This is a genomic window from Paraglaciecola sp. 25GB23A (assembly GCF_040012495.1).
GTDB lineage: Bacteria > Pseudomonadota > Gammaproteobacteria > Enterobacterales > Alteromonadaceae > Paraglaciecola.
The window spans coordinates 301,839-316,444 of the sequence record NZ_JBDYKM010000001.1 but is presented as its reverse complement, the minus strand read 5'-3'; the positions used below and the strand labels follow the sequence as shown (position 1 = coordinate 316,444).

Sequence of the window (14,606 nt, the reverse complement as noted above, 5' to 3'; positions counted from 1 at the left end):
TAAAAACCCTTTTAAATCAAGAAAATAGATGAAATTAACTCCATCTATTTATCTTGATTTTTAAACACCTATTTACTCAACTTAAAATGTCTAATAAGCTACTGGGCTAAATGGTCTTACCAATTTACCAAGATGGCGAAGTCAAGACATAAACGTTAGACAGTAATCCCAAGGGTGGCAATGCGTAAAATTCAATCTAGAAAATTATCCGATGATATTATGGAACAACTTGAATCCATGATTTTAAACGGTACTTTTTTAGCAGGCCAAAAACTACCACCTGAACGTCAACTTGCTGAACGATTTGCCGTTTCTCGCCCTTCAGTGCGCGAAGCCATTCAAAAATTAGAAACCAAAAACTTAGTTGAACGTAAACAAGGGGGCGGTACCTTTGTTAAACCTAAATTAAATGAACTGATTACAGATCCTTTATTGCTTTTACTGTCAGACAGACCTGAAATGCAATTTGATTTATTAGAATTTCGCCATGCTCTTGAGGGGATGGCAGCCTATTATGCTGCTCTACGAGGGCAGCCAGACGATTACACGGCCTTAAAAAAAGCTTTAATTGATTTGCCTCTCGGGGCTAATTCTGCTGATAAAAGTATTGAGTCAAAAGCACTTGTTAGCTTTTATCTAACCATGGCTGGAGCGGCACATAACCTTGTGTTATTGCATGTAATGCGTAGTTTACAAACTATGTTGCAAGATAATATTCAACGTAACTTAGAAGTATTAGCTACGCATTCTGAAGCACAGTTGGTGATTAATCGACAACGAGAACTTATTGTGCAGGCAATTTTGGCTGGTGATCCTGAACAGGCGCGTCAAGCTAGTAATGAACATTTAGCATATATAGAAGAAACCTTGTTAAATATAAATCGACAAGACATGCGTATGCAGCGTGCCTTACGTCGTATTGAAGTGAAGTAGAAAGTGAAGTACTAAACAACTTATTGAAATTACATGCCAAATTTGGAAATTAAACTATCCTTATTGATTTTTAGTAAGTGTCATCATTAACAAACTAATATAGGAAGCACCATGGCTGATATGATGCATTCGGATGTGGATCCACAAGAAACCCAAGAGTGGTTAGATTCTTTAGAAACAGTTTTAGAAGAGGAAGGCGTAGAACGAGCCCATTTTCTACTTGAAAGTTTAATAGAAAAAGCTCGTCGCAACGGAGCACATTTGCCCTATGATGCGACAACCGCTTATCTAAACACGATCCCTGCAGGCCAAGAGCCTACTATGCCTGGCGACCAAACCATAGAAAGCAAGATCCGTAATGCGATCCGCTGGAACGCTATGATGATGGTAGTTCGAGGCTCTAAGAAAGACCTTGACCTTGGTGGCCACATTTCTAGTTTTGCCTCATCTGCCATGTTATATGATGTGGGTTTTAATCACTTTTTCCGCGCCCCAAATGAAAAAGACGGCGGCGATTTTTTGTTTGTTCAAGGCCACGTATCCCCGGGCATATACTCCCGTGCATTTATCGAAGGCCGTTTGAGTTCAGACCAACTAGATGGCTTCAGACAAGAAGTTGATGGTAAAGGTATATCGAGCTACCCCCACCCTAAATTAATGCCTGATTTTTGGCAATTCCCTACTGTATCTATGGGCCTAGGTCCAATGCAGGCTATTTACTTAGCGCGTTTCTTAAAGTATTTAACCAACCGCGGATTGAAAGATTGTTCTGAACAACGCGTTTGGTGTTTCATGGGTGATGGCGAAGTAGATGAGCCAGAAAGCTTGGGCGCTATTGGCTTAGCAACGCGTGAAGGCTTAGACAATTTGACCTTTGTGGTTAACTGTAACTTGCAACGTTTAGATGGTCCGGTTCGTGGTAATGGCAAGATCATTCAAGAGTTGGAAGGCACATTCCGTGGCGCTGGCTGGGAAGTATTAAAAGTCATTTGGGGCCGTTATTGGGATCCATTATTGGCTCGCGACACTACTGGCAAGCTACTTGATATCATGAATACTACTGTTGATGGCGAGTATCAAAATTACAAAGCTAAAGGCGGCGCTTACACCCGTGAAAACTTCTTTGGCAAGTTTCCAGAAACCAAAGACATGGTCGCTAATATGTCAGACGATGACATTTGGCGTTTAAATCGTGGTGGTCATGATCCAGTTAAGGTTTATGCAGCCTACAAACGCGCGACAGAAACCAAAGGTCGTCCACAGGTTATTCTGGCTAAAACCGTTAAAGGTTACGGAATGGGTTCTGCCGGTGAAGGTAAAAACATCGCGCATAACGTGAAAAAAATGGATATGGAAGCCATTCAACATATTCGTGACCGCTTTAATATTCCATTAAGTAACGATGAGTTAGCTGAATTTCCATATTACAAATTTGATGAAGACAGCGCTGAAATGAAATATCTGCGCAGTCGTCGTGAAGCGCTGCACGGTTACATGCCAAAACGCCTAGCCAAAAGCAGTGAAAGTCTGCCTGCTCCAGCTCTATCGGCTTTTGATGCGATTACCAAAGGTTCTGGGGACCGCGAAATTTCAACAACCATGGCCTTTGTTCGTGTATTGACCGTGATGTTAAAAGACAAAAAAGTTGGTTCTCGCGTTGTTCCTATTATTCCGGATGAGGCACGTACTTTTGGCATGGAAGGTTTATTCCGCCAAGTAGGTATTTATGCCAATCAAGGACAAAAATACGTTCCGCAAGATGCTGACCAAGTAGCTTATTATCGTGAAGATACCAAAGGGCAAGTATTGCAAGAAGGTATTAATGAACTAGGTGCAATGGCCTCTTTTGTTGCAGCAGGGACTTCATACTCAACCAACGATTTACCCATGATCCCGGTTTACATCTACTACTCCATGTTTGGTTTCCAACGAGTAGGCGATATGGCCTGGGCCGCTGGCGACAGCCAAACTCGTGGTTTCTTAATTGGAGGTACCGCGGGGCGCACCACACTTAACGGTGAGGGTTTGCAGCACCAAGATGGTCAGTCACACACTCAAGCGTCACTTATTCCAAATTGTATTACCTACGATCCTACTTATGGTTATGAGGTCGCGGTTATTGTACAAGACGGTATGCGTCGGATGTTTGAAGAACAAGAAAACGTGTTTTACTACCTCACTGTAATGAATGAAAACTACGTGCAACCCGCCATGCCAGAAGGTTCAGCCGAAGGCATCGTAAAAGGGGCTTATTTATTAGACACTGTTGGTAAAAAGAAAAACAAACTTAATGTTAAATTACTGGGCTCTGGCACCATATTACAACAAGTTCGCCTTGCGGCCACGTTGTTAGATGAGAAGTTTGGCATAAGTTCGGAAGTGTATAGTGTGACGTCGTTCAATGAACTGGGCCGCGATGGTCTAAATTGCGAACACTTCAATATGATAAACCCTGAGGGTACAGAGAAAGTCCCCTATATTACCCAACTATTAAACAAGGGTAACAAAGGTCCAACTATTGCTGCTACTGATTATGTTAAAGCCTATACCGACCAAATACGTGCCTTTGTACCAGGTCAATATAAGGTACTAGGTACTGATGGTTATGGTCGTTCTGATAGCCGCGAAAACTTGCGCCGTCACTTCGAAGTTGACCCTGCTTTTATTGCTATTGCGTCTATACGTGAACTAGTGAAATCCGGTGACTTAGATAAAAAAGTATTGGTTGACGCGCTGAAAGAATTTGCCATCGACGGCAACAAGACTAACCCGCTTTACGCTTAACCGAATAGGAGACGATCAAAATGTCAGATTTAAAAGATGTATTGGTACCAGATGTCGGTGGCGAAGAAGTGGAAGTCATTGAAATTTGTGTAGCCGTTGGCGACACCCTAGACGCAGAAGCGTCGCTTATTACCGTCGAAAGCGATAAAGCTAGTATGGACATTCCTGCTCCATTCGCTGGAAAAGTAAGTGAAATACTGGTTAAAGTCGGCGATAAAGTGAGCCAAGATACTTTAATCATGAAAATGTCTGGTGCTGCTGCCGGAGCTGAGTCTGAGTCACCAAAAGATAAGGCTCCAGCTGAAACTAAGTCAGAGCCTAAACCAGAGAAGCAAGAAGCCAAGGAAGAACCTAAACAAGAGTCGAAAGACAATAGTGGTTCTGCTGAGCTAATTGAAGTTGAAGTACCCGACATCGGTGGTGATACTGATGTTGAAGTGATTGAAATACTTGTTGCGGTTGGTGACAAAATTGAGGCAGAAACCGGCCTTATTACTCTTGAAACCGATAAAGCAACCATGGACGTGCCTGCCCCTAAAGCCGGCATTGTTAAAGAAATTAAAATCAAGGTTGGCGACAAAGTATCTCAAGGTAGTTTGGTGCTTATGCTAGAAGTAGCCGGTGCCGCTTCAGCCTCTGCACCTGCAGCAAAAACAGCAGCACCTGCTCAAGCTGAGTCTGCGCCAACAAGTTCATCCAGCGAAAGTGAAGTGATCGAAGTGAGTGTGCCTGACATCGGCGGTGATACTGATGTTGATATTATCGAGATTCTAGTTAAAGAGGGCGACAAGATAGACGCTGAAACAGGCTTGATTACCCTTGAAACAGATAAAGCCACTATGGACGTGCCGGCACCTAAAGCCGGTGTCGTCAAAGAAGTGAAAGTGAAGGTTGGCGATAAAGTGTCGCAAGGTAGCTTGGTACTCTTACTCGAGGTTTCTGGCAGTGCAAAAGCTGCCGCACCTGCCAAAGAGACCAGCAGTAAAGCAGATGCAGCACCCACTAAGCCAACAGTCGCTCCAGCCTCTTCAGCTCAGAAGGCTCCACCGGTACCCCACCATCCATCAGCCGGTGATCAAGGTAAAGGCGGTAAGGCCCATGCTTCGCCATCAGTGCGTCGCTTAGCCCGTGAATTTGGGGTTGATTTAGCCCAAGTTAGCGGTACAGGCCCTAAAAAGCGTGTATTGAAGGAAGATGTTCAGTCATTTGTAAAATACGAGTTATCTCGTCCCAAAGCCACTAACAATTCAGTGTCAGCGGGTGGTTCAGGCGGCTTACAAGTATTGGCGGCACCCAAGGTTGATTTCAGTAAGTTTGGTGAAGTAGAAGAAGTCCCATTAACTCGTATTCAAAAGATTTCCGGCCCTAATCTGCACAGAAATTGGGTAACTATTCCCCATGTAACGCAGTTTGATGAGGCTGATATCACCGCATTAGAAGACTTTCGTAAAGAACAAAACGCGATTGCTGAAAAACGTAAGTTAGGGGTAAAGATCACGCCACTAGTGTTTATGATGAAAGCCGTAGCCGATGCGATGAAAGCCTATCCTGTATTTAATACCTCTTTATCAGAATCAGGTGAAAGCTTGATTCAGAAAAAGTACTTCCATATTGGTATTGCGGTAGAAACACCTGGGGGCTTAGTGGTTCCTGTGGTGCGTGATGTCGACAAAAAAGGCATTTACGAACTGTCACGTGAATTGACTGAAATCAGTATCAAAGCCCGTGACGGAAAACTCAAAGCACCTGATATGCAAGGCAGTTGTTTTACTATTTCTAGTTTAGGTGGAATTGGCGGAACAGCGTTTACGCCTATCGTCAATGCGCCCGATGTTGCCATTTTAGGTGTATCGAAGAGCGAAATGAAGCCTAAATGGAATGGTAAAGAATTCGAGCCTCGCTTAATGTTACCTTTGTCTCTATCTTACGACCATCGTGTCATCGATGGTGCGGTGGGCGCTAGGTTTGTAGTGCACTTAAGCAATGTACTCGGTGACATTCGTCAAATGTTGTTATAACAAATATGAAAGAATTGGCGTGTTTTAGCGCCTTTTCTTTGCTAACTCTCGGGCGACTAGGTAGAATTTCAGCGTCCATACAAAGCAAATAAAAAATTTAAAGAAATTGAGGTCATAATGAGCGAAATTAAAACCCAGTTAGTAGTATTAGGCGCAGGTCCTGGCGGATATTCTGCGGCATTTCGTGCTGCTGACTTAGGAATAGAAGCTGTCATCGTCGACGCCCGAGAAACTCTAGGTGGTGTTTGTCTGAACGTCGGTTGTATCCCGTCAAAAGCCTTATTGCATGTCGCAAAAGTAATAGATGATGCAAAAGACATGGCCGCCCATGGTGTTGTCTTTGGTGAGCCAAAAATAGATTTAGACAAAGTTCGCGGTTGGAAAGACAGCGTTGTTGGCCAGTTAACCAAAGGCTTATCTGGTATGGCAAAAATGCGCAAAGTTAAACATGTGCAAGGCTTCGGAAAGTTTACCGGTAGCAATACTCTTGAAGTTGAAGGCCCTGACGGTAAAACCGTCATTACTTTTGAACATGCGATTATTGCTGCAGGGTCTGAGCCTATCAGCCTACCTTTTATTCCGAAAGATGATCCACGTGTCATTGATTCAACTGGCGCCCTTGAGATGGCCGACATTCCAGAAAAAATGTTAGTACTCGGTGGTGGTATTATCGGTTTGGAAATGGGTACAGTCTATCGCGCCCTAGGCTCGAAAATTGATGTGGTTGAATTTTTAGACCAACTTGTTCCTGCCGCAGATAAAGATGTTGCTAAGGTTTATCAGAAATACGTTAAAGAGAAATTTAACGTGATGTTAGAAACCAAAGTTACCGGCGTAGAAGCTAAAAAAGATGGCCTTTATGTCACTTTTGAAGGTAAACAAGCCCCTGCTGAAGCGGTACGTTACGATAAAGTATTAGTGGCTGTTGGACGTCGTCCAAACGGTAAACTAGTTGATGCCGACAAAGCAGGTGTTACTGTTGACGAGCGTGGATTTATTAACGTAGACAAGCAATTACGCACTAACGTCAAGCATATCTTTGCCATTGGTGATTTGATTGGTCAGCCCATGTTAGCTCATAAAGCGGTACATGAAGGTCATGTTGCAGCTGAAGTTATCTCTGGTTTGAAACATTACTTTGATCCTAAATGTATTCCTTCTGTTGCTTATACCGATCCAGAAATGGCTTGGGTAGGTGTGACTGAAAAAGAAGCCAAAGAACAAGGTTTAAGTGTTGAGACTGCTACATTCCCATGGGCCGCTTCTGGCCGTGCGATTGCTTCTGGTCGCACAGAAGGAATGACTAAGCTTATCTTCGATAAAGATTCTCATCGCATCGTCGGTGGAGCCATTGTCGGCATTAACGCTGGTGAAATGTTAGGTGAAATTGGACTTGCCATAGAAATGGGTGCCGATGCTGAAGATATCGCATTAACCATCCATGCTCACCCAACACTTAACGAGTCAATTGGTTTAGCTGCAGAAATGTACGAAGGTAGTATTACTGACTTGCCTAATCCCAAAGCCAAGAAAAAATAATAGACTTTAAAACGTTAAATACAAAGGGCCCAATACGGCCCTTTTTTTATTCTAACAAAAACGCAAACTTCGGACCCTCCTCGGCATTTTCACTCCAAGCAATCCATTAAATATCTATGTTTTGTAACAATTATTCACACTTTAAATACATAACATTTTGCAAGGCCCTCCTGCAAACAGTAGACTCTGGCGGATTTTTACTCTCAAAATAATAAGATCAAGAAGGCATAATCCCCTATAACTTGCTCCTACGAAGGAAAACAGATGAACAAATTAAGTATGCTCGCTTTAGGCGTATCAGTGGCTCTAGGATTAGCCGCTTGTAGCCCAGCATCTAAAACTGAAACACAGGCAACTCAGACAGTAGCTGAAACAATCGCGCTAACATCAGGCATTGATTTAACGGCCGTGGATTCAACAGTAAGTGCCCAAAACGATTTATTTCGCCATGTTAATGGCCACTGGTTAAATACCACAGAGATACCGGCAGATAAGAGTCGTTATGGTGTATTCAATGTACTGTATGACAATACTCAAGAAAATCTAAAAGCCATTATTCAAGAAGCGGCAGACACCAAGGCAGAAATGGGATCCAATACCCAGAAACTGGGTGACATGTACAACAGTTACATGAATGTAGACCGTGCCAACGAATTAGGTCTAAGCCCCTTACAGAGTTATATTGATGCAATTACTGCGATCAAAACGCCCGCTCAACTTGCGCAAAAAATGGGCGAGTTATATGTTCTAGGTGTAGGTGGCCCGTTTAATTACTACACCTCACCGGATGCTAAAGATCCCGAAGTCACAACAATGTATTTATATCAAGCTGGCTTGACCCTGCCCGATAGAGACTACTACAGCAAAGATGAGCAAAAATACGTCGATTTCCGTGTAGCCACAGAAAAGTACATGGCAGAAATATTAGCTAAGGCTGGAACACCTAACTCAGTTGACGCGGCAAAGCGCATCATGGCTTTAGAAAAAGACATTGCCTCAAAGCACATCTCTCGAGTTGAAAGTCGCGATGCAGAGAAAAATTATAACAACCGCAGTAAAGATGAAGTAAAAGCCCTACTCACAGGTTTTGATTGGCAAGCCTATGCAGATGCAGGTGGTATCGGCTCGGTTGAAAACTTAGTAGTACGCAATATGCCCTACTTTGAGCAGCTCAGTAGTATAATGACTGGCCACGACTTACAAACCTGGAAAGACTATTTAACCTTTAACTTGGTTGACAGCTATGCAAGTCGTTTAAGTCAGGACTTTGTGGATTTGCACTTCGCCTTTCACTCAACCACGCTAAACGGCATTCCAGAGCAACAGCCACGTTGGAAACGTGCAGTGAACTCCACAAGTGGTGTACTAGGTGAAGTATTAGGTCAGCAGTATGTTGAACGTCACTTTACTCCTGAAGCTAAAACCAAGATGGACGACTTAGTCAAAAATTTGATTAAAGCTTACGGCGATAGTATCCAGCAACTTGATTGGATGAGTGAAGAAACCAAGGTCAAAGCCCTAGAAAAACTTGCTTCATTTACCCCTAAAATTGGTTACCCAAGTAAATGGCGTGATTATTCGGCCTTAGAAATCAAAGCCGATGACCTCGTAGGCAATTATTTACGTTATTCTACCTTCGACCATATGGAAGATGTGAAAAAAATTGGCCAACCAGTGGACAAGGCAGATTGGGGCATGACACCACAAACCATTAATGCCTATTACAGCCCGGTCAGAAATGAGATCGTCTTTCCTGCTGGAATTTTACAACCACCTTTCTTTGATATGAATGCGGATGACGCAGCAAATTATGGCGCAATAGGTGCGGTCATCGGCCATGAAATCGGTCACGGCTTTGACGACCAAGGCTCTAAATACGATGGACAAGGTAACCTTCGTAGTTGGTGGACTGACGCCGATCGTGAAGCCTTTGATGCTCTAGGTAAAAAGTTAGTTGCTCAGTACGACGCATTTGAACCAATTGAAGGCCAAAATGTAAATGGTAGCCTGACGCTGGGTGAAAATATCGGTGACTTAGCTGGCGTGACAATCGGTTATAAAGCCTATCAAATGTCATTAATGGGCAAAGAAGCACAAGTAATCGATGGATTAACAGGGGCACAACGCTTCTTTATGGGGTATGCCCAGGTATGGCGCAGTAAGTCACGTGAAGATTCTCTGAGAGCACAATTGTTAAGTGACCCCCACTCACCTGGCGAATTCCGCGTAAATGGTATTGCACCCAACGTTGATGCGTTTTACCAAGCTTTTGACGTTAAAGAAGGCGACGGAATGTTCCTCAAACCAGAAGATCGAGTAAAAATCTGGTAAGAAGTCTAATAGATATAGCCCTAATCAGGTAATACTTGATTAGGGCTTTTTTTTGACAAGTCAGAAAGTAGCTTAAAGCCAAAACATAATTTCCACAGAGCCTGCACTCACCGCCCCTCCCTTGTAGGAGTTCCTTCAGGTACGAACAAACCAGCCATAAAGACAGTCCTCACCACCCTTGTAGAAGCTCCTCCAATTACGAACAAACCAGCCACAAAGACAGTCCTCCCCACCCTTGTAGGAGTTCCTTCAGGGACGAACAAACCAGCCACAAAGACAGCCCTCACCACCCTTGTAGGAGTTCCTTCAGGTACGAACAAACCAGCCACAAAGACAGCCCTCACCACCCTTGTAGAAGCTCCTCCAATTACGAACAAACCAGCCACAAAGACAGTCCTCCCCACCCTCGTAGGAGTTCCTTCAGGTACGAACAAACCAGCCACAAAGACTAATCTTTCCACAATCCTAATCTAAATCTAATCTGTCGAAATGTTCACAACTCAAAAATACCGCTTACCGACAGCTCCTAAAAAAATCTGATGTAAGTAAATTCGACTCGTCTGCGGCTTTACTGTTTAATAAGCGATGTGCTTTGATTGTTTATCCCATTGAGGTGGGCTGTGAAACAAATTGAAATCTTTGAAATAACCAGTCCTTGTATTGGTGTATGCCAATCCGGCCCTAAGGGTTATTGTTTGGGTTGCTTTCGTTCAAGAGACGAAAGGCTGCATTGGACAAAACTTGAACAAGATGTGCAAAGCAAGGTTATTAAAGCCTGCGCTTTGCGTAAAAAACGTTTCTCACAGACTCACTCAAAACCAACTAAAGGCACTGATGAGCAACAACAAATTAGTCTTTTGGACTGAATCGATTAAAAATTATTACCTTATTTAAAAGGGAAATTATGCACAACTTGAAAACCGCCCTAATTACAGGTGCTTCTGAAGGTATCGGTCGTTGTTTTGCCGAGGTTTACGCCCAAAATGGACACAACTTAGTTTTAGTCGCACGCAGTAAGGAAAAACTCGAGTTGTTTGCCGCTGAGCTGAGCACTAAATATGCAATCGAAGTTAAGGTTTTTCCTTACGATTTGATCCCAGTAGATGCAGCAAAAAACCTCTTTGACGACTTGCTAACACAAAACATTGCTGTTGATATTCTGGTCAACAATGCCGGCATGATGTTAGTCGAAAAACTGCATCAAAGTAATAATCAAAGTTTAAATAATCTGCTGCAATTAAATGTGCAAAGTTTAGTCAATATGACGCATTACTTTATCAACCCAATGATTGCCAGAGGCAAAGGGAAAATCGTCAATATTGGGTCGATTGCCAGTTTTATGCCGACACCGAACTTTTCTGCCTATGGCGCAAGTAAGGCTTTTGTTTTGTCATTTTCTGAAGGCCTAGCCGAGGAATTGCGTGGTACAGGGGTAACAATAACTTGTGTATGCCCCGGCATGACAGAAACTAAAATGCTTAGCCATGCTGAAGGTTTGGAGCGCTTTATACCTAAGTTCCTCAAAGCAGATCCGATGGAACTCGCAGCACAAGCCTATAAAGCCAGTATGAAAGGTGAGGTAGTATTTTTAGATAAACTGGCAAATAAAGCCATTGTGCAATGGGCGAGTCACTATCCACGTTGGATGGTGCGCGGCGTAAATGGATTATTTAGCCGCTTTAAATAGGCTTGGAAACAATTAACTCAAGTGAGTTAATTGTTTAAGAAACTGACTTAGCCATATCACTAATATGCTCAATCATATCCCCATGCAGCTCACTTGGCAGTGTATGTCCCATTCCCGGGTAAATCACTAGTTCAGCTTGTTTAATAGCCTTAGCGGTGGCACGTCCACATTCAACTAATATTAATGGGTCGTTGTCACCGTGGATAATTAGACAAGGCATTTTCAAGCGTGCTAGAGCGTCTGTTCTGTCAGGTGAGGCGATTATTGCTGCTAATTGACGACTAATACCCTTAGGATTAAATCCCCTTTCCCGCGCAATGCCAAGTTGTAGTTCAATTTTGTCTCTTTCGAAGTGAAAATGCGAACCATGTAACAACTGCCAGATATCAGCGGCGTGTTTGATATAGGCATGTTTTTCTTTGGGTGGCGGTGTCATTAACTTTAATGCATCAGATTTTTTCGGTTTGGGCAATGCACGGTCGCCAGTAGTTGACATAATTGACGTTAAACTTAGCACGCGTTGAGGGGCTTCAATTGCAATTGTTTGCGCAATCATTCCACCCATAGATACCCCAACAAAATGCGCTTGAGCTAAAGTTAGCGCATCAAGTAGTCCCAGAGTATCAGCAGCCATATCGCTTAGCAGATAAGGCGCTTTAAGCCGCTTACCAAATAAACCATTGCTTAAAAATGCAAATACTCCGGGAGTTTTTGCTTTTGTCATCCAGCAACTTTTGCCGATATCACGATTGTCAAAACGCAGCACCCAAAATCCATTTGCAGCCAATTGTCGACAAAATCCCTCATCCCAAAAAATCATCTGTGTGGCTAAACCCATAATTAATACAATCGCTGGGTTTTGCCTATCACCAAAGGCATCGTAGTTAATACGAATGCCATTAACATCTACCTGTTGTTCAGCTTGATGCATAATATTGTCATATTCTGCCATGCAGACTTTCCTTACTTAGAGTAGCAGTTTGCTAACGAGCTGAATCAGGCTTTATGCTTGATAAGGTAACCATTGGTTTCTAGCTTGAGCTAAGCGATTGGCGATGATCCACAATACTTGCGAATTATGGCCCAAACCGATATGACTGCCTCGAACTTCAATATTTTCAGACTGTTGATGTTCATCATCATTGTTGATACAGGCTTGCCAATGCGCTACGCCATCACTGCGTGAGTAAATAGCAGAATTTGGCACAGGTGGCGCTAGTAACATTTGTTGCATCGCTTGTGCATTACTTTTAGTCAGATCACCATTGATTAGATCAAAGATTTTTGCAGCAATAGGTGACGCTCCATGAGGGCCATTAAAAGGACTACCAAGGGTAATAACTTGGCGCACACAATCAGGGATAATTCGGGCCACTTCGCGGGCTAAGATGCCACCAAGGCTCCAGCCAACTAGACTCACAGGCGCATCGTGTTCAATGCTCATACGTAAAACTTGATTAATCAATTTATCACTAATGATTTGTTGACCTCCCACTATATGGTTGCCAAGGTTACGACCCAAGCCCCAACCACTGGATTGATAACCTTTGCCTTTTAAAAAGCTACGTAAAACTTTAGTACTTAAATCACTGGCCAAAAATCCTGGAAGTACCATTACAGGATGACCATCTCCACTTGGAGCTTTGCGCAAAGACGGCATAGCCAATCCGGTCGCACCAAGTTCAAACAACGAACGGCCCTCAACTAAAAAATGAAACAATGAAGGTTTGGGTAAACTCAATTTCATTACAGCATGTCTCATACTTTATCCTCTAAATTACTCTTGCATTAAGCGTTTTAGTGCCTCTAATCCAGCTAGTTTTTCTTGCACTGCAACTTCCAATTCATTAGCACTTTCACGAATATAACGAGTGAAATCGTCCAAATCTGGCATTAAATTGGCTGCACTGGTCGGACTAATCGTCAATACACCGTTATAACTACAAATAGGAATAATCAGCCCCATACCATCAAAAATAGGTGCCGTTCCCATGTTGACGATTAACTTATGGCCCGCCAAATAAATGGGTATTTGTGGACCGGGGACATTCGTAATAACGACATTAAAAAACGGATTATGATGTTTGGCGATGGCGGCTCGTGAGTAAAAACGGGCGGCTACCCCTGCTAAGCCAAAAGGAATTAATTCGGCATACCCCATCAAGCTTTTTGCATCAACCGCATCTTGATACAGCTTTCCAATTAGCGTATTAAGATGAATTTTCTTTAATCGCTTGATTGGATCTTCTTCATCTGTTGCCAACTGGATGTACATTGCAGAAACCTGATTACCCATGGCATTCTTTTGTTGTTCAGAGCGAGTCGACACTGGCACCATTGCAACCAAAGGTTTTTCTGGCAATTCATCTTTTTCAAGTAAGTAGCGTCGCAATGCACCCGCACAAATGGCCAAAATAACATCGTTTAGGGTGGCGCCTTCAACTGCTTGGCGCAGAGCTTTGACTCGATTAACATCGAGAATCGCAGAATTCCACACCCGTTCTAATTCAACTGTGTCATTAAAGCGTGTTTTTGGGGCTCGAAAAGGCAAGGTCGGCATTTTGATCCCCTGGATACGGGTCATATAACCTGCTTTTAGCGTGGCTTTACCTGTATCCCATAACAAACCGGGCAATTTAGTTGGACGAGTAACAAAATTGTAAGCGCTCTTGGCCATCAAACCTATTGGTCCAGGCACATCTTCGATTTGTTTGGCAACTTTTGCTGGCACCGCTCTGGGGGTCGGTGAAATGTCAAATAACATACTCATCAGATCGTCACCTGATTTACCATCAAAACCTGCGTGATGAACTTTGGTGATCAGAGCAACCGAGCCTTTGGGCACTTGGGCGATAGTGTCTATCCCTTCGACAAAAACAAATTCCCATAAGGGCCGCTCACGATTCAGTTGTTGCGAAAATATGTGCGAGGCCAAATAACGTAACTCTTTCCAACCACCTGGACGAGGTAATGCGGTGCGATGCAAGTGCAGGTTTATATCAAAATCAGGGTCTTCGACCCAGTACGGTCTATCAAGGCTAAGAGGTACCGTGACTAATTTCTGCGTGAGTTTGTCGACGGTGTGCAGCCTATCAGCGACATACTGTTTAAAGTCATCAAAGCTAAGTGAGCCTTCTAGAATCGCAACCCCCCCTATATGCATGGGTATTTTGGGCGTTTCTAAATATAAAAAAGATGCATCTAAGCCGCTTAATTCTTCCATTAATTTCCCCAAGCCTCACAACATTTTGTAAATTCTTTGTTAACTTACACCATTCACAAGAGTGAGAGTAATAATATTTATGAATCCTTAT

The 14,606-nt window shown here is 43.1% G+C and carries 10 protein-coding genes; 7 read left to right on the top strand and 3 right to left on the bottom strand.

Translation table 11 applies throughout. The annotated features are described in order from the left end of the window. Positions 1-180: 180 nt before the first annotated feature. The 7 genes from ABKW31_RS01310 (at position 181) to ABKW31_RS01280 (ending at position 11,292) form a co-directional block, all read left to right on the top strand. Positions 181-933: a GntR family transcriptional regulator gene (locus ABKW31_RS01310; RefSeq protein ID WP_348614341.1), complete on the top strand. Its 753-nt coding sequence runs from the start codon at positions 181-183 to the stop codon at positions 931-933. Positions 934-1,044: 111 nt separating this feature from the next. Then, complete coding sequence (gene aceE, locus ABKW31_RS01305) at positions 1,045-3,717, top strand: pyruvate dehydrogenase (acetyl-transferring), homodimeric type (RefSeq protein ID WP_348614340.1); 2,673 nt, start codon at positions 1,045-1,047, stop codon at positions 3,715-3,717. A gap of 20 nt (positions 3,718-3,737) precedes the next feature. Further along, a complete protein-coding gene (gene aceF / locus ABKW31_RS01300) occupies positions 3,738-5,735 on the top strand; it encodes a pyruvate dehydrogenase complex dihydrolipoyllysine-residue acetyltransferase (RefSeq protein ID WP_348614339.1) in 1,998 nt (665 codons plus the stop codon). Between the two features lie 117 nt (positions 5,736-5,852). Continuing rightward, positions 5,853-7,274 (top strand): dihydrolipoyl dehydrogenase, encoded by a 1,422-nt coding sequence (gene lpdA / locus ABKW31_RS01295; protein WP_348614337.1) that lies wholly within the window; start codon positions 5,853-5,855, stop codon positions 7,272-7,274. Positions 7,275-7,538: 264 nt separating this feature from the next. Continuing rightward, positions 7,539-9,605 carry a M13 family metallopeptidase gene (locus tag ABKW31_RS01290; protein ID WP_348614335.1) on the top strand — a complete coding sequence of 689 codons (2,067 nt, stop codon included), beginning with the start codon at positions 7,539-7,541 and terminating at the stop codon, positions 9,603-9,605. 620 nt (positions 9,606-10,225) lie between these two features. Beyond that, positions 10,226-10,471: a DUF1289 domain-containing protein gene (locus tag ABKW31_RS01285; RefSeq protein ID WP_348614334.1), complete on the top strand. Its 246-nt coding sequence runs from the start codon at positions 10,226-10,228 to the stop codon at positions 10,469-10,471. Between the two features lie 38 nt (positions 10,472-10,509). After that, complete coding sequence (locus ABKW31_RS01280) at positions 10,510-11,292, top strand: SDR family oxidoreductase (RefSeq protein ID WP_348614332.1); 783 nt, start codon at positions 10,510-10,512, stop codon at positions 11,290-11,292. A gap of 34 nt (positions 11,293-11,326) precedes the next feature. On the opposite strand, the gene ABKW31_RS01275 is transcribed toward ABKW31_RS01280, so the two are convergent. From ABKW31_RS01275 to ABKW31_RS01265, 3 genes are read right to left on the bottom strand one after another with little or no spacing between them, the layout of a single operon-like run. After that, positions 11,327-12,244 (bottom strand): alpha/beta hydrolase, encoded by a 918-nt coding sequence (locus ABKW31_RS01275; protein ID WP_348614331.1) that lies wholly within the window; start codon positions 12,242-12,244, stop codon positions 11,327-11,329. Between the two features lie 51 nt (positions 12,245-12,295). Further along, entirely contained in the window at positions 12,296-13,054 is a 759-nt protein-coding gene (locus tag ABKW31_RS01270) for a hypothetical protein (RefSeq protein WP_348614330.1), read from the bottom strand. Positions 13,055-13,069: 15 nt separating this feature from the next. Then, on the bottom strand, positions 13,070-14,515 hold the full coding sequence (locus tag ABKW31_RS01265) for a wax ester/triacylglycerol synthase family O-acyltransferase (RefSeq protein WP_348614329.1): 1,446 nt from the start codon (positions 14,513-14,515) through the stop codon (positions 13,070-13,072). Positions 14,516-14,606 lie beyond the last annotated feature (91 nt).